This is a genomic window from Amycolatopsis anabasis (assembly GCF_009765355.1).
Taxonomy (GTDB): domain Bacteria; phylum Actinomycetota; class Actinomycetes; order Mycobacteriales; family Pseudonocardiaceae; genus Amycolatopsis; species Amycolatopsis anabasis.
In genome coordinates, this window is the sequence record NZ_VTHK01000010.1 from 192,759 (window position 1) to 207,616 (window position 14,858).

The following is a 14,858-nucleotide window of genomic DNA, read 5'->3' on the forward strand; positions in this document are numbered from 1 at the left end:
CATGCCGATTCGCACCAACCGCGGCCGCGCCGCGGTGTACCGGAGGCTGTGGGGATGGCCGCTGCGTTCCCCGAAGCACCTGGTCTTCGCGATCGTCCTGCTGGTCGTGCTGATCACCGCGATCGGCATCATCCTGCCGAAGGTCCTGGTCGACCGGAACGGCCGGAACCTGCCGCCGGGTAGCGCGTCCTCGGCGGAGACCACCAGCACCCGCTCGCCGCAGGCCCCGGGCGCGGCCCCGCAGTCGACCCGGCTCACCAGCCCGCTGAAGTCGCCGACCTCGGCGCCGCCGAACCCGGAGGCGCTCACGGTCGCCAAGTCCTGGGCGGCGGCCTGGGTGAACCACCCCGCCGGGATCACCAACGAGCAGTGGCTGCAGGCGCTGCGCCCGCTCACCACCGACGAGTACCTGCCGCAGATGTCCACTGTGGACCCGGCGAACATCCCGGCGACCAAGGTCACCGGCGATCCCACCCCCACGACTTCGTATACCAGCTCGGTCGAGGTGCAGGTGCCCACCGACGGACCCAAGCTGACCATCACCGTGGTGAACACCGGCGCCGGTTGGCGGGTGTCGCGCTACGACCAGGCGGGCTGATCGCCATGCGCCTCGGACCGCTGATCGGATGCCTGGTGGCGGCGGTGTTCGCCGTGATCGTCGGGGGCGTGACCGTGATCAAGGTGGTCAGCAACCAGCAGGAGGCGCAGGCCCGCGGCTACTCGAACCTCAGCTGCGACGCCGGGATCGGGCCGTCCCAGCCCGGCCAGCAGAACAAGGGCGCCGCCGACGCCGGGAACCTGAACGACGAGCAGCGTCAGATCGTTTCGCTCATCGTCGAGATCGGCAAGCAGCGCAACCTGTCGCCCCGGGCCTGGCAGATCGCGATCCAGGCCGGGATGACCGAATCCGGTCTGCGCAACCTGAACTACGGCGACCGCGACTCGCTGGGCATCTTCCAGATGCGCCCGTCGATGGGCTGGGGCACGGTCGAGCAGGTCACCAACCCGCCCTACCAGGTGAACAAGTTCTACGACGTGTTGTCCGCGGTGCCGGACTGGGAGAAGCGGCGGCCCGGCGAGTCCGCGCAGGCGGTGGAGCGTTCCGGTTTCCCGGACCGCTACCACAAGTGGGAACCGATGGCCGTGCACCTGGTGGAGAACGTCGGCCAGGTGACCGATCCGGTCGGCTGCGGCCAGGGCGTCGGCACGGCGCTGCCGCCGAACCAGGCGGCCGCGGCGGCCATCCAGTTCGCGCTGGGCGAGCAGGGCAAGCCGTATGTCTGGGGCGCCACCGGCCCCAACTCCTACGACTGCTCGGGCCTGATGCTGCGGGCCTACGAGAAGGCCGGGATCACGCTGGACCGGGTCTCCCGCGATCAGTTCCGCGACGGCGCGATGCTGCCGGTCAAGGACGCGCAGCCGGGTGACCTGCTGTTCTGGGCCTACGACGAGTCGAATCCGAACACCATCCACCACGTGGCCATGTACCTGGGCGACAACAAGATCGTCGAGGCGCAGCAGACCGGCGTCCCGGTGCACACCAGGTCGGTGTCCTGGGACGAGGGCGAGCTGATGCCCCAGGCCGTCCGACCGGGCGTGTAGGCCGCTCCGGCGTTTACTATCGGACCCGATGGCCAAGAAATTCGGCAAGCGCCGCAAGCCGGGCGCGGGCGATCCCGGGGACGACCCGCGGGATCTGTTCGGCACGCCCCAACTGCCGCGGCACGCCGGCCCGCCCGCCTCGAGCACGCCACTCGCGGACTACCTGTCCCGCGGCTGGCCGGGGGTGGACGCCGGGTATGTGGTGCTGCCGCGCTCGCTCGCGGAGTCGATGCCGTTGCCGTGGCAGCAGCAGCTGACCGGGCTGCTCGCGCAGTTCCACGAGGTGCACGGCCGGTTGTCGTGGCCGATCTACCGGGTGGTGCCCTCGCGGTACGAGAAGCTCGTCGATCTGGACGAGGAGCAGCTCGCCGAGGCGGGCTACCTGGTGGAGATCGACACCGAGGGCGAGATGGTCTACCGGGAGCGCAGCGGCCGCCGGGTCGAGGATCCCCGGAACACCACGGTCCTGGTCTCCTGCCTGGATCCGATCCCGCGCCAGGGGCCTGGTCAGCGCCCACCCGCTGGGCCGCCGCCACCGTCCCGCGAGCCGGACCGCCCGCGGCCCCCGGCGCCGATGAACATCGGCCCGCAGCCGGTGTGGCGGAGCACGCCGACCCCGCCGCCCCGCTCGGCCCAGTTCCTCGAGCCGCCCACGCAGGGCGAGGCCGCTCCGCCGCCGACCCCGGCCCGCCCGCCGGTACCACCCGCGCACGCGGCGGCGCCGGAGCCACCGGTCGCTCCGGGACCGCCCGCGCCCGCGGACTCCGCGCGCCCGCCGGAGCCGCCCGCCCGCGCGGAGCCCGGACCCGTGGTTTCGGCGGAACCGCCCGCTCCGGAACCTCCCGCGGAGCCTGCGCCCCCGCCGGAACCGCCCAGCCGCACGGAACCCGTGCCCGCGCCCCCGCCGGAACCGCCTCCGCGCGCGGAGGCGCCGCCCCCGCCCGTCCGTGCGGAGTCCGAGCGCCCGCCAGTGCCTCCGGAACCCGTGCGCCCGCCGCAACCCGCGCAGCCGGAAACCCCGCTCGGGCCCGCCGCGGCCGCGGAACCCGGGCAGCCGCCCGAACCGCCCAAGCGCCCCTCGGACGTGCTGAAGCCGCCGGAATCCCCGAGCGCGCCGGGAATGTCGAGGCTCTCCCGGGCCCTCGGCCCGGAGCCCGCCGAACCGCCGAAGCCACCGATGCCCCCGAGCGCTTCGGAATGGGTGAGCAAACCCCCGGCCAACCAGCCCGACACCGACACCCCGCCGCGCGGCACCCCGGCCCCGGACACCGGAAAACCCCGCGGCTGGTTCGACGACTTCACCGACCAGGAACCCGAAAAGCCCGCCGAGAACGGTGGATTCGGGCCTACGGGTGAGCCTACGGAGATTCCGTACCGGTATCGCCCCTGAAGCCGGGTGGGGTGGGTCGGTCCGGCGGTGCTATTCGGCGCCCCGGCGCACTTCGCCGACGAAGTGCGCCCACGCGGAGGCGGGCAGGAGGAGGGTGCCGCCCTCGGGGAGCTTGGAATCCCGCACGGCGACCGAGGGAGCAAGGAAGGCGACCTCGACGCAGTCCCCGTCCTTGTCATCGGCTACGGATCGGCTGGATTTGCGCCACTCCGGCATCGCCGCTCCTTTCACGGACCGTACAGTTCGGCGAGCACCTCCTCGATCAGCCGAATCGACTCCTCCGGAGACAACGCCATCGCGGTGAGGCGCTCGAAGACCAGCCTAACTTCTTTCACTCGATCGGGGTTGTCGATCTGGAGCGAGCCACCCGGGTACTCCACGTACTGAATCTCAGGCTCGTCAGGATCGGCGAAGCTCAGGACCGTGAACGCTCCATTCATGGCACTGTGGGCACCGGTGTTCGTCGGGATCACCTGCAGGGTGACTGTCGGCAATCTCGCCATCTCGAGGATGTGCCGTAACTGCTCGCGCATGACCTCGCGGCCGCCCACCGTCCTGCGCAATGCCGACTCATCGAGCACAACATGCAGGTGCAGTGGTTCTGTCTCGTCGGACAGTCGTTCCTGGCGGCGCTGTCGCACGGCCACGATCTTGTCGGCGTTGGCTTTCCCGGAAGCCTTATGCGAGCTGGCGTAGTTTGCTCGCATGTAGTTCTCGGTCTGCAGTAGCCCGGGGATCGTGATGACCTGGAAGGTGCGCACCAGGTTGGCGTCGTGTTCGTGTTCGACGTAGGTGGGTTCTTTGGTGGGGCCGAAGTAGGTGTACCACCAACCTCTCTTCCTGGCTTCGCGGGAGAGGTCGAGCAGGGAGTCGTCGCGCTGGTCGTAGATGTCCATCATCGTGCGGATCAGGTGCACGTCGGCGAGCGTCTCGCCGACCTCGATCCGGTGCAGGCTGCTGCTGGTCTTGTCCAGGCGGGCGGCGGCTTCGGCCAGGGTCATCCCGGCGCGCTCGCGCATCCGGCGCAGCTTGCGGCCGAGCTGGCGTTTGCGGCGTGTGAGATTGCCGTGTCCGGACAATGGAGACCCCTCTGCGCGTCGACAAGGCATTGTCGCATCGGGATCGGCAAAACCGGAATTCCCGATTTCCCGCGTGCCGAAATAGCCGATCCCGTCAGGATACTCACTCTCCACAGTGGATGGAGGGGAAATGCGACCCGTTGTGGTACCTGGGGGAGTACCCGAAACTTTCACCGACAGCAAGGGGCGGGAACATCTCGTCTACCGCGCGCCCCTGCCGAGTGAAGGTCCGGTGGAAGCCGTCACGCGATCCGGCCGCCGGGTGTGGCTCTACATGTTCGCGCACTTCGTTTTCTCCTGGGAGGAGAACACCCACCGGCTGACGATCGCGCACGGGACGATTCAAGGCCCGCGAATGCTCCTGTGGCAAGGGATCCCGATCGACGAGCACTGGTCGGCGGGCGGGCTGTCCCGGTTCGGGCGGGCGTGGGTCGGCGAACACCTCGCCAAGTTCCGCGCATGACCGCTGCCTGGCGCGCGCCCGGATTGCACTGGCATGCCCAAGTTTGCCGCGGCGACGCGAAAGTTGCCGCGCCGGAGGCCGTGTTGTACACGCCGTACGCCGTCGCGGCCTGGACCGCGCACCGGATCCGGCGGTCCGCGGGGCAACTCTCGGTGTGGGCGGCCGACGAGAACCGGTGGCGCGGAATCGGTGACCCGGCCGACACCGCGCGCATCCGGTTGGAGCTGCTGCTCATCGCCGCGCGCGGGGAAAGCGTTCACCTGTCGGTCACCTCGCCCGCGCAGCACTACCTGATCCAGGCGGTGACCAGCCGGGAATGCGCGGAGCACGGGGTCTTCCCGGAAAGCCTCGCCGAGCACTGCCGCAACCCGTGTGATGACTACTTGTCAGTTGCCTGGGACGCCTTGTAATCGTCTGGCGGTATCCGGGCGGCAAAAGAATCCGTACGGTCGTTATGGGGAGCGATGAATCGGGAGCGAGGGCAGCGGAGCGAAATCTCGGGCGACGTCACCGGACCCGTCGTCCAAGCCGGTGCTGTCCACGGGGACGTGCATGTGCATCACGGCACCGGGGAGCCGGTCCGGCCGCGCCAGTTGCTCCCGCCGCCCGCGCGTTTCGCGGGCCGGGCCGCCGAAGTGGCGGCCCTGGACCGCGTCCTGGCCGAACCGGGGACGAACTCGTCGCCCGTGGTGGTGCTGAAGGGACCGGGCGGGGTGGGCAAGACCGCGCTGGCCCTGCACTGGCTGGACGGCCTGGCCGACCGGTACCCGGACGGCCAGCTCTACGCCGATCTCGCCCATCCCACCGGTGAACCGGTCGCCCCGGAGGACGTGCTCGGGCAGTTCGTGCGTTCGCTCGGTGTGGCACCGCAACGGGTTCCGGCCGGGCTGACCGAACGGACCGGGCTGTACCGGTCGGTGACCGCCGGGCGCGAGCTGATCGTGTTGCTGGACAACGCCGTTTCCGCCGGGCAGGCGCGGGTGCTGCTGCCCGCCTCGCCCCGCGGGCTGACCGTGGTCACCAGCCGGTACACCCTGCTCGGCCTGCTCGCCGACGGCGCCCACGTGGTTCCGGTCGCGCCGCTCGACGAGGCCGGATCGCTGGACCTGCTGGCCTCGCGGATCGGCGACGAGCGGATGGCCGCCGAACGGCCGACCGCCGAAGCCCTCGCCGAGCTGTGCGGCGGGCTGCCGATCGCGCTGTGCGTGGCGGGGGCGCGGGTGGCGGCCCGGCCGCGGCGGTCGCTGGCGAACCTGGCCGCCGAGCTGGCCGACGAACGGGAACGCCTGGATGCCTTGTCCGCGAAGGGAGATCTCTCGGTGCGTTCGACATTCGACGTCGCCTACGCCGGGCTCGACTCGCGGCTGCGCCACCTCTACCGCACGCTGGGGCTGCATCCCGGCGGGACGTTCCGGGTCGAGGTGGTCGCCGCGATGGTCCGCGCCGCGCCGCGCCCGACCCGGGACGCGCTGGAGGAGCTGGTCGACGCGAGCCTGCTCGAAGAACTGGACGAGGGCCGGTACCGCTTCCACGACCTGATCCGGGTGCACGCCCTGGAACAAGCGCTCGCGGACGAGGACGAGGAGACCAGGACCGCGACGATCCACCGGGCCGTCACCTGGTACCTGTTCGCCGCGCAGGCGGCCGATCGCGCGGTGATGCCCGCGCGCCGCGTGCTGACCCACGACTTCGGCGCGGCGGCGGAATTCCCGCTGCCCGCCGACCTCGACCAGCATTCCGCGGCGCTCGGCTGGCTGGAAGCGGAGCGGCCCAACCTCATCGCCGCGACCCGGGAAGCCATGCAGCGCGACTGGTTTCTCGTCGCCTACCACCTCGCCGACGCGCTGCAACCGTTGTTCATCCTGCACCGGCACGGCCAGGACGCGATCGAGATCGGGGAACTCGCCCTCAACGCGGCGCGGCAGCTGGACGATCCGGTGGCCGAGAAACGCGTGCGCAAGAGACTCGCGCGCGTCTACACGGCACTCGGCCAGACCGATCGGGCCGAACGGCACATCAGCGATCTGCTGCTGCTGAGCCAGGAACGGGGTGACCGCCGGGGCGAGGCGAGCGCGTTGAAGAGCCGCGGTCTGCTGTTCGCCGAAGCCGGACGGTTCGCCGAGGCCGCCCGGGTGCTGGCGCGGACCGTGGACATCTTGCGGGGACTGGGAAAGCGGCGGGGCGAAGCGCTCGCGCTGATCAACCTGGGGGAGACGCTCGTCCGGCTCGGCGAGCACGAATCCGCCGTGGTGGAGCTGGGGCGGGCCCGGGAACTGCTCACCTCGCTGCACGTGCCCGATCCGTACAACGAGGCGCGCGCGGCGCGGGCGCTCGGGCAGGCGCACCTGGCGGGCGGGAACCTCGAGGCCGCCGACGAACTGCTGCGGCACGCGCTGGTGGTGTTCGCCGATCAGGGCGCCGACCACGAACGCGGCCGCACCCACCGCGCGCTGGCCGACCTGTGCGAGCGCACCGGGAAACCGGAGGAATCCCGGCAGCACGCCGAGGCTGCCGGGACCTTTCTCGACCTCAGGCCACGGTGACCACCTCCGGCAGGCCGTGCCGGGTGCGCAGGTCCCGCAACTCGTCGGCGGGCACGCCGGGGTCGTCGTCCGGGGTGCCGCCGACCTTCCAGCCCGCGGTCAGCACCGCGTGCCGCACGGCGGCGACCGGATCGCCGAGCGCGAAGTAGTGGTGCGTGAACGAACCGAGCAGGGTGTCCCCGGCGCCGCTGGTGTACCGCACACCGCGCGGCACGGCCGGTTGGATGTGCCAGATCCGCCCGGTGGCCCGGACGCCGAGCACGGCGCCGCCCGGCCCGCAGCCGACCAGGACCAGATCGGTGCCGAACCGCTGCCACACCGAACGGACCCAGTCCTCGGCGCGGCAGGGCAACCGCTCGTGCGAGCAGGCGAGCACGTGCGCGGACGCCATCCAGTCCCGGTTGTACGCGCAGTCGACCGCGCCGACCAGGTGCAGATCGGTCACGATCGGGATCCCGCGATCCGCCGCGACCGGGATCAGCGAGCGGGTGAACCCGATGTTGGTGAGCACCGCCGCGGCACACGGCGGACCACTGTCCACAAGGGACTGAAACGAGTCCGCCGGGTACCGCAGGTCCGGTGTGGACCGCAGATCCGAGGCGCTGGCCCGCCTGCCGTCGGCGTCGTAGAGCACCATCACCCGCGGCTGGACGTCGCAGACCTGGGTGGCGGGGCCGTACATCCCGCACCGCCGCAGGCCGCCGACCGCGAGCTCGCCGAGCGCGTCCGCCCCGACATAGGTGGCGAAGGTGACGTCCGTGCCGAGCAGTTGCAGCGTGCGGGCCAGCGTCCAGCCCGCGCCGCCCAGGCGGACGCTGATGCCGCCCGTTTCGCACGTGCTGGACACGTACGGGATCGGGAACGAGTCGAAGCCGCGCGCGACCCGGACGGTGACCACCCCGGCCACCGCCACTCGCTGTGCCGTGGTCATCGCGTCACCAGCCCATCGTGGACGCCGCGGGCGAGCGCCGCGACCGTGTGGCGGAACAACCGGCCGCGCGCGCCCGGCGTCACCAGCACCGGCGCGCCGTCGCGGACGGCCAGCAGGCACCACCGCCCGCGCCGGTGCCGGGCGGCCGCGACGAGGCAGCCGGGATACCGGGTGAACACCGCGTCGAGCCAGCGCCCGCCCTCGGCCCGGGTCCGGACCTCGCCGAGGACGACGTCGGCGCACTGCACGGCGGATCGCGCCCCGGTGCCGTCCACGGCCACCCGGGTTTCGTCGTCACACAGCATGGCGGTCACCTCCGGGCAGGGGCACCGGGTCGAGCACGGGCGGGCCCGGCGGCTCCGGGAGATCCAGGAGCCGGTACATCTCCTTGCGCAGCAACGCATGCGCCCGTCCGGGCCGGGAGGTCACCCGGGACGCGACCGCCTCCGCCCAGCCGTCGGGTGGTGTCCCGGTCAGCTGCGGTTCGATCGGTTCCGCGGGCCGCAGCCGTGGGGCCCGTTCGGCGACGAACGCCTGCGCCGACGCGGGATCGAGTTCGTCGAGCGGCGGATCGGTGTGCAGCACGGGTTTTCCGGCGGCCGCCGCGTACGCGGTGACCGAGCCGTGGTCGCCGACGACGTGGTCGGCCGCGAGGACCACGCCACGCCAGTCGACCTCCGGTTCGACGAGCAGCAGGCCCGCCGAGCGTTCCCCGCGCAGCCAGGCGCGCAGCTGCCGCCGGCCGTGGGCGCCCCAGACCGCGGGGTGGAACAGCGCGGCGACCCGGTAGCGCCGCGGATCGAGCTGCCGCACCAGTTCCCCGGGGAGATCGGGATGCTCGCCGAACAGCGAACGCGGGCCCCAGGTGGACGCGACCACCACGAGCCGCTGGTCGCCGCGCACCCCGAGCGCTTCGCGGCAGGCGGCGCGCCGCCCCGCGCTCGCGCGCAGCCGGTCGTGACACGGATCCCCGGCGACCAGCGCGAACTCCGCCGCCCGCGGGCACTGGCGCGCCAGCCGCTCGCGCTGGTCCTCGTGGGACAGCACGATCGACGCGGGCACCACCCGGCCGTCGCGGATGAGATGCTCGGCGCCCAGCCCGTAGACGCCGCGTTCCACCAGGCGGCCGGCGGCCTCGGCGCGCGGGGTCCGTTTGGCGTACCCGGCACCGTGCGGCAGCACCATGATCGGCGCGTGCAGCAGCGGCAGGCCGCCGTACGCGGCGGCGAGGGCCAGGTCGAACCGCTCCCGGACGGCTTGCTGCCAGGGAATCTCCAGGGCCCCGATGGACCGCACGAAGCCGTCGGCCCCGTGCCGGAACACATCCGGCGGGCGGGTGTAGCACACCTGGACGCGCCGATCGGATTCCACCAGGCCGGTCACGTCCAGCAGCCGCTGACCGGCGACCAGGGTGTGCACGGCGACGAGGACCTTCCGGCACCCGGTCCGCGTAACCCAACGTTCACCGTCGATGCCGAGCACCGACAGCCACTCCGACTCGCTCACAAAACGCTCCCCTCGATAACGGGCGGAAACACGACGCCAGACACCGTCCGGGAGGAACTCGCCAAACTGGTTGCAATTCGCTTGACAAGGCGCTTTTACTTCGAGTAACGATGCGATATCATATAGTGATCAATTTTTCCGGTGCAGTTAGGCTGCGTTTCGAAGGCTGAGCCGATCCAGTGCGGGGGCGGGTGCTGGTGGAATTTCGGATCTTGGGCCCCGTGCGGGTGGAGCAACGGTCCGGTGTCTTCGACCTGCGCTCGGTGAAACTCCGTGCGCTGCTGGCGGTTCTGCTGCTGCACGCGAACTCCGCGGTGCACGCGGACAGCCTGGTGAACCGGCTGTGGGACGAGGAAGGGCAGCCGGAAGACGCGCGGAAGAAGCTCCAGACTTATGTGTCTCGCGCGCGAGGGATTCTGAAGAAAGCCAAGTCGCACGCCGAATTGATCACCGAACATGGTCACTACCGGCTGCGGGTGGAGCCGTCGCTCGTCGATTATTACCGTTTTCGTCAACTTGCCGACGAAGGCAAGAATTTGGTCAAGAACGGGGATCATCGCGGCGCGGTGGCGGTTCTGGACGAGGCGTTGGAATTGTGGCGGGAGCCGCCGCTGGCCGACGTGTACACCACCTGGGCGTACGGCAAGCGCGACGAGCTCGTCAGCCAGGTTCTGCTGCCCGCCTACCGCACGCTGTTCGAAGCGCATCTGGCGCAGGACCACCACGAACTGGTCCTCAAGCGACTCCGTCCCCTGCTGGACGAGCACCCGCCCGACGAAACCTTCGCCGCTCAGTACCTGAGCGCGCTGGCCGTGGTGGACGAGGTGGGGAGCATGACCAGCTTCTTCCACGACTTCACCCGCCGGATGCGCGAGTCGCTCGGCGCGCAGCCCGCCGAGTGGCTGGTGCGGCACTACCGCAAGCTGGTCGACGAGCAGCCGCTGCCCAGTGCGTTCGGGGTGCCCGCGACCGCGGCGCGGCACCGCGTGCCGCCGCGCCAGCTGCCCCGGGACACCCCGCACTTCCTCGGGCGGGACGGCCTGATGCGCCGCCTGGACGCCCTGCTGGTCACCTCGAACGGGCCCGCGCTGGTGGCGCTGGACGGGTTGCCCGGCGTCGGCAAGACCGCGCTGGCCACGCACTGGGCGCACAGCCGGATTCAGGACTTTCCGGACGGTGACCTGTACGCCGATCTGAACGGGTACGGCCCGGGCGCGCCGACGAGCCCGGCCTACGTGCTGGCCACCTTCCTGGAGGCGCTCGGATTCACGGTGCCCGCGGACACCGAGGAACGGGTGGCGCTGCTGCGGTGCGCGCTGGCGGGGCGGCGGATCCTGGTCTTCCTGGACAACGCGCGCGATTCCGAGCACATCCGCCCCCTGCTCGCGGCGACCTCGCCGTGCCCGGTCCTGGTCACCAGCCGGCAGCAGCTCACCACGCTCGCCTACCGCGAGGGCGCCGAACGCATCACCGTGCCGCCGTTCCTGATCGAGGACGCGATGGCGTTCCTCCGGCACCGCATCGGCGACACCCAGGAGCAGCTGCGGATGACCACGCTGCACGATCTGGCGACGCTGTGCGCCGGGCTGCCGATCGCGTTGCAGATCGCCGGTGAGCACATCGCCGCCCGGCCGGACGTGCCCAGCGACGATCTCGTGGCGCACCTGCGCGGGCAACTGCTCGACGCGGGCGGCCACGGCGACGGGGACGCGCCCACGCTGCGCGCGGTGTTCGCGTGGTCGTGCGACGCGCTGTCCGCCGAGGCGCGGCGCCTGTTCCAGTTCCTGGGCCTGCACCCGAGCGCGCGCATCACGACCCCCGCCGCCGCGGCCGTCGCGGGGCTGCCCGCCGACGAGGTCGAGAAGGTGTTCGGGAAACTGATCGGCGCCCACCTGCTGCACCAGGAGACCGGGGACGGTTACCGGCTGCACGACCTGCTGCACCAGTACGCCACCGACCGCGTGCGCGAGCGGGAGGACTGGACCGCCTGCCACGACGCGGTGCACCGGATGGTCGACTGGTATCTGGGAACGGTCATCAACGCGCTGCGGCTGATCTTTCCCCAGCAGCCCGAAGTTCCGCCGCTGAGCCTGCGCACGGCGGTGCGCCCGCAAACCTTCGGCGACAAGGAAGAGGCCATGCGGTGGTGCGTGCGGGAACGCGCCCAGGTCCTCGAGGTGGCGCGATTCGGCGCGGAGTACGGATTCCACGAGCACGTCTGGCGCATGGTCGGGATCTTCGGCGACCTGCTCCACCTGTACGGCGATCCGCGCGATCTCATCGAAATCCACCACGTGGCGCTGCGGTCGGCCCGCACGGTCGGTTCCCGGTACGGTGAGGCCGCGCACCTGAACAACCTGGCCTGCTTCCAGCTCAATCTCCGCGAATACGCGGAAGCCGAACGGAACTACCGGCGGTCGCTGGCGATCTGGCGCGAGAGCGACAATCTCGTTTGCGAGGCCACGAGTTTGCACAACATCGGCACGACCTATCTCGAACGAGACGACTTCCGGGCGGCGATCAAGTCCTACCAGGCCGGGCTCGACCTGTACGAGAAAGCGGGCTACGAGGCGGGACAGGCGCGGGCACACCTGCGGCTCGGGGATGCCTACCGCGGCCTGGGAAAACACGATCTCGCCGTGGCCAGCTATCACCGGGAGCTGGAGGTCCGGCAGCGCAGCGGGCAGTCGGAGGGCCGTGGGCAGACCCTGGTCCGGCTGGGCGAGCTGGCGTTGGAGCGGGGGGACGAGCTGGGCGCCCTGAAGCTCTGCCTGGAGTCGCTTTCCCTGCACCGGGCCGCCCGGGCGCACCGGCGGGCGGCCGAGACGCTGCGGGTGCTCGCCAGGGTTCGGGAGCGGCTCGGGGAATTCGACAAGATGCTCGCATGCGCCCGCGAGGCGATCCGGTTGTCGGGCGACTCCTGCGATCTGCGGGGAAAGGCGGAAGCGCTGGAGATCTCCGGTCGTGGGCACCACGCCCTCGGGCAGAACGAAGAATCACACGAATGCTGGCGGCAGGCGTACGAGCTGTATCGCGAACTCGGTGATGTGCGGGCACAAAAAATGCGGCTCCGCCTGGAAGAACCGGCGGAACCGCGAAAACTGATCCCGGGGCAGCGGACCGATTCGGCGCCGCCGCCCTGGTGGTCGGATCAGGTGATGATGACGCAGAGAGGCGCGACGTCCGGGGACTGAGGTGCCGCGGGTTCGGCGGAAGCCGCGGTCGCGAAGGCGATCATCAGGGCGGGCGCGGCGGCGGCCACCGTCAGCATGCGGGCGCGTCGACGTCGCGCACGGGCCTCAGTGGACGGTGTCGCATCAGGACGCTCTGAATCGATCTTCGTCTGCACGGCGGAGATAGTTCCACACGCGAGAACAGCCGCCACTATCGGGGGTAACCCAAGCGGGTTACTTTGCGTACAAGATCCACTACTGCGTGCGTTCGAAGGAAATCTTGCGTTTGTCCACGTCAACCGCGGTAAGCCGGACCGTGATCCGGCCGCCTTCCGGGAAGTTCGTGCCGGTGCAGCGGCCCATCACCGGTGGGTTCTCGACCATGATCTCGGCGCGGGTCTCCTCGGCGCGCAGAACCACCGCCTCGAAGTGCTCGCCGATACGCGGGGCCAGCATCCAGGCTTCGACTTGATCTATGCAGGCGCGTTCGACGCGGGCGGCCAGGGTGTCCGAGGCGCTCATCAGGTCCGGCATTTCGGCGAGTCCGGCGCGGACCCACTCCGGCACCGGACGGTCCGCGCCGACCGCGAGGCACACCTCGGTGGCGAACCGGTCGACCAGGCGGCGGATCGGGGCGGTCACGTGCGCGTACGGTCCGCCGATTCCCGCGTGGGTGCTCAGTTCCGGCGCCTCGCCGTCGAACGCGGTGTACCCGGCGCCGCGCAGCAGCCGGGTCGTGTCCGCGTAGAGCGCCATCGCCTCCGGTTGCCCGGGGTCCAAGCCGGACAGCAGCTCGGCCACGCTGGCGCCCGCGGGCCAGTCGATCCCCAGCGCGTGCGCGGAGCGGCGCAGCCAGTCCACCGCCTCGGGCTCCGCGCCGGGCAGGGTCCGCAGCACCCCGACCCCGGCCTCGATCATGATCGTCGCCGCGGACATCCCGGTGAGCAGCGAGATCTCGGCGTTCCAGGCTTCGATCGGGTTCCGCGGCCGCATGCCCAGCGCCCAGCCGCCATCGGGGTCACCACCGATTTCCTGTTCCGGAAGCTGCAGCTCCAGCGCGCCGCGGCGCACGGCGAGCTCCCGCCGCAGGCGGCCGATCTCCGGTAACGCCGCGATCGACGGGTGCGGGTCGTCCAGCGTCGCCTGCACGCTCTCGTAGTCGAACTGCCGGACCGAGCGGACCATGGCGCGGCGCACCCGGGCACCGGTCGGCACGCCGGTGGCGTCGAGGTCGATGGTCCACAGCACGGCGGGCCGGACCTCGCCCGGGAGCAGGCTCGCCGCGTCCTCGGAGAGCACCGGGGGATGCAGCGGCACGTTGCCGTCCGGAAGGTACAGCGTCTGCCCGCGACGCCGCGCCTCCAGATCGATCGGGCCGCCGGGCGCCACGAAGGCCGCCACGTCCGCGATGGCGTAGTGCACCCGGAACCCGCCGGCGACGCGTTCCAGCAGCATCGCCTGGTCGAGGTCCTTGGCGCCGGGCGGGTCGATCGTGACGAACGGCAGGTCGGTGGCGTCCTCGCGGGCCCCGGCCGGTTCGCGGGGATCCACCGCGGCCGCCTCCGCCTCGGCCAGGACGTCCGCGCCGAACGACTCCGGCAGCTCGAACTCGGCGCGCAGCCGACCGAAGTCGCCGCCCGCCGCCTGCGTGGCGATCACGAGGGGACGCACACCATGACCCTAACCCGACCGGGCCCGCCGAATCCTCCGTTCGGATGTGGTATATCCGGGTGTTAGCCGGGCTTCAGCCGTCGTTCCAGCGGGCGTCCTCGGCGTCGGCCTGCCGGGTGCGCTCGCGCGCGATCTCCAGTGCCCGCTTCGCGGTCGCCTCGTCCGGATACGGGCCGAGCAGGTCGATCGACCTGCCGCGATCGTGGTGTTCGACCTGGTTGGTCCGGGTGTTGTAGTACCACCCCTGGTCCGGGTTCGGATCCTTGTCTTCGCCAGCCATGCTCCGAGCCTCGCACCAACCGCCCCCGCTTGTCATGTCAGGGATGTTCCGGCCGGTACTTCCCGCCCACACTGGTTCCTTCGCACCCTTTGCGCTGTGCGGTGACGGGGGTTGCCCTCGGTCGGCACGGGACCTCTCAGCAGCCGAGAGCTCGCAACTCGTCGCCGAATCGCGGTCGGCCAGGCGACCCCCGAAAGCGCGCGCACTTTCCGGCCCCGCT

The 14,858-nt window shown here is 71.1% G+C and carries 14 protein-coding genes; 7 read left to right on the plus strand and 7 right to left on the minus strand.

Annotated features, from left to right (window positions below):
- Position 1: 1 nt before the first annotated feature.
- From FXO23_RS16010 to FXO23_RS16020, 3 genes are read left to right on the plus strand one after another with little or no spacing between them, the layout of a single operon-like run.
- Entirely contained in the window at positions 2-598 is a 597-nt protein-coding gene (locus tag FXO23_RS16010; RefSeq protein WP_158885515.1) for a hypothetical protein, read from the plus strand.
- Positions 599-603: 5 nt separating this feature from the next.
- Positions 604-1,602, plus strand: a complete 999-nt coding sequence (locus FXO23_RS16015) for a C40 family peptidase (RefSeq protein ID WP_158885517.1) — start codon at positions 604-606, stop codon at positions 1,600-1,602.
- Between the two features lie 28 nt (positions 1,603-1,630).
- Positions 1,631-2,992, plus strand: coding sequence for a hypothetical protein (locus tag FXO23_RS16020; RefSeq protein ID WP_158885519.1), 1,362 nt, complete (start codon positions 1,631-1,633; stop codon positions 2,990-2,992).
- Positions 2,993-3,022: 30 nt separating this feature from the next.
- On the opposite strand, the gene FXO23_RS16025 is transcribed toward FXO23_RS16020, so the two are convergent.
- Together FXO23_RS16025 and FXO23_RS16030 are read right to left on the minus strand one after the other, a co-directional pair.
- Positions 3,023-3,208 (minus strand): DUF397 domain-containing protein, encoded by a 186-nt coding sequence (locus FXO23_RS16025; RefSeq protein ID WP_158885521.1) that lies wholly within the window; start codon positions 3,206-3,208, stop codon positions 3,023-3,025.
- A gap of 11 nt (positions 3,209-3,219) precedes the next feature.
- Positions 3,220-4,185 carry a helix-turn-helix domain-containing protein gene (locus tag FXO23_RS16030; RefSeq protein ID WP_246257317.1) on the minus strand — a complete coding sequence of 322 codons (966 nt, stop codon included), beginning with the start codon at positions 4,183-4,185 and terminating at the stop codon, positions 3,220-3,222.
- 16 nt (positions 4,186-4,201) lie between these two features.
- Between FXO23_RS16030 and FXO23_RS51575 the strand changes: the two genes are divergently transcribed.
- Genes FXO23_RS51575 through FXO23_RS16045 form a run of 3 tightly spaced genes read left to right on the plus strand, consistent with a single transcriptional unit; the run spans position 4,202 to position 7,077 of the window.
- Positions 4,202-4,534, plus strand: coding sequence for a hypothetical protein (locus FXO23_RS51575; protein ID WP_246257319.1), 333 nt, complete (start codon positions 4,202-4,204; stop codon positions 4,532-4,534).
- Positions 4,531-4,944 (plus strand): hypothetical protein, encoded by a 414-nt coding sequence (locus tag FXO23_RS16040; protein WP_158885523.1) that lies wholly within the window; start codon positions 4,531-4,533, stop codon positions 4,942-4,944. The genes FXO23_RS51575 and FXO23_RS16040 overlap by 4 nt, the downstream gene beginning before the upstream one ends.
- A 54-nt stretch (positions 4,945-4,998) precedes the next feature.
- Complete coding sequence (locus tag FXO23_RS16045; protein WP_158885525.1) at positions 4,999-7,077, plus strand: ATP-binding protein; 2,079 nt, start codon at positions 4,999-5,001, stop codon at positions 7,075-7,077.
- On the opposite strand, the gene FXO23_RS16050 is transcribed toward FXO23_RS16045, so the two are convergent.
- Genes FXO23_RS16050 through FXO23_RS16060 form a run of 3 tightly spaced genes read right to left on the minus strand, consistent with a single transcriptional unit; the run spans position 7,064 to position 9,514 of the window.
- On the minus strand, positions 7,064-8,008 hold the full coding sequence (locus FXO23_RS16050) for a carbohydrate kinase family protein (RefSeq protein WP_158885527.1): 945 nt from the start codon (positions 8,006-8,008) through the stop codon (positions 7,064-7,066). The genes FXO23_RS16045 and FXO23_RS16050 overlap by 14 nt on opposite strands.
- A complete protein-coding gene (locus FXO23_RS16055; protein ID WP_158885529.1) occupies positions 8,005-8,313 on the minus strand; it encodes a hypothetical protein in 309 nt (102 codons plus the stop codon). Before FXO23_RS16055 ends, FXO23_RS16050 begins: the two co-directional genes overlap by 4 nt.
- The gene (locus FXO23_RS16060) at positions 8,303-9,514 is read right to left on the minus strand and encodes a hypothetical protein (protein ID WP_158885531.1); all 1,212 of its coding nucleotides are present in this window, start codon (positions 9,512-9,514) and stop codon (positions 8,303-8,305) included. Before FXO23_RS16060 ends, FXO23_RS16055 begins: the two co-directional genes overlap by 11 nt.
- A 221-nt stretch (positions 9,515-9,735) precedes the next feature.
- Between FXO23_RS16060 and FXO23_RS16065 the strand changes: the two genes are divergently transcribed.
- On the plus strand, positions 9,736-12,708 hold the full coding sequence (locus tag FXO23_RS16065) for an ATP-binding protein (RefSeq protein ID WP_158885533.1): 2,973 nt from the start codon (positions 9,736-9,738) through the stop codon (positions 12,706-12,708).
- Positions 12,709-12,942: 234 nt separating this feature from the next.
- Here the strand turns inward: FXO23_RS16065 and FXO23_RS16070 are convergent, their stop codons facing one another.
- Together FXO23_RS16070 and FXO23_RS16075 are read right to left on the minus strand one after the other, a co-directional pair.
- Positions 12,943-14,346 (minus strand): RNB domain-containing ribonuclease, encoded by a 1,404-nt coding sequence (locus FXO23_RS16070; protein WP_158885637.1) that lies wholly within the window; start codon positions 14,344-14,346, stop codon positions 12,943-12,945.
- A gap of 85 nt (positions 14,347-14,431) precedes the next feature.
- Positions 14,432-14,638, minus strand: a complete 207-nt coding sequence (locus FXO23_RS16075) for a hypothetical protein (protein WP_158885535.1) — start codon at positions 14,636-14,638, stop codon at positions 14,432-14,434.
- Between the last annotated feature and the right edge of the window lie 220 nt (positions 14,639-14,858).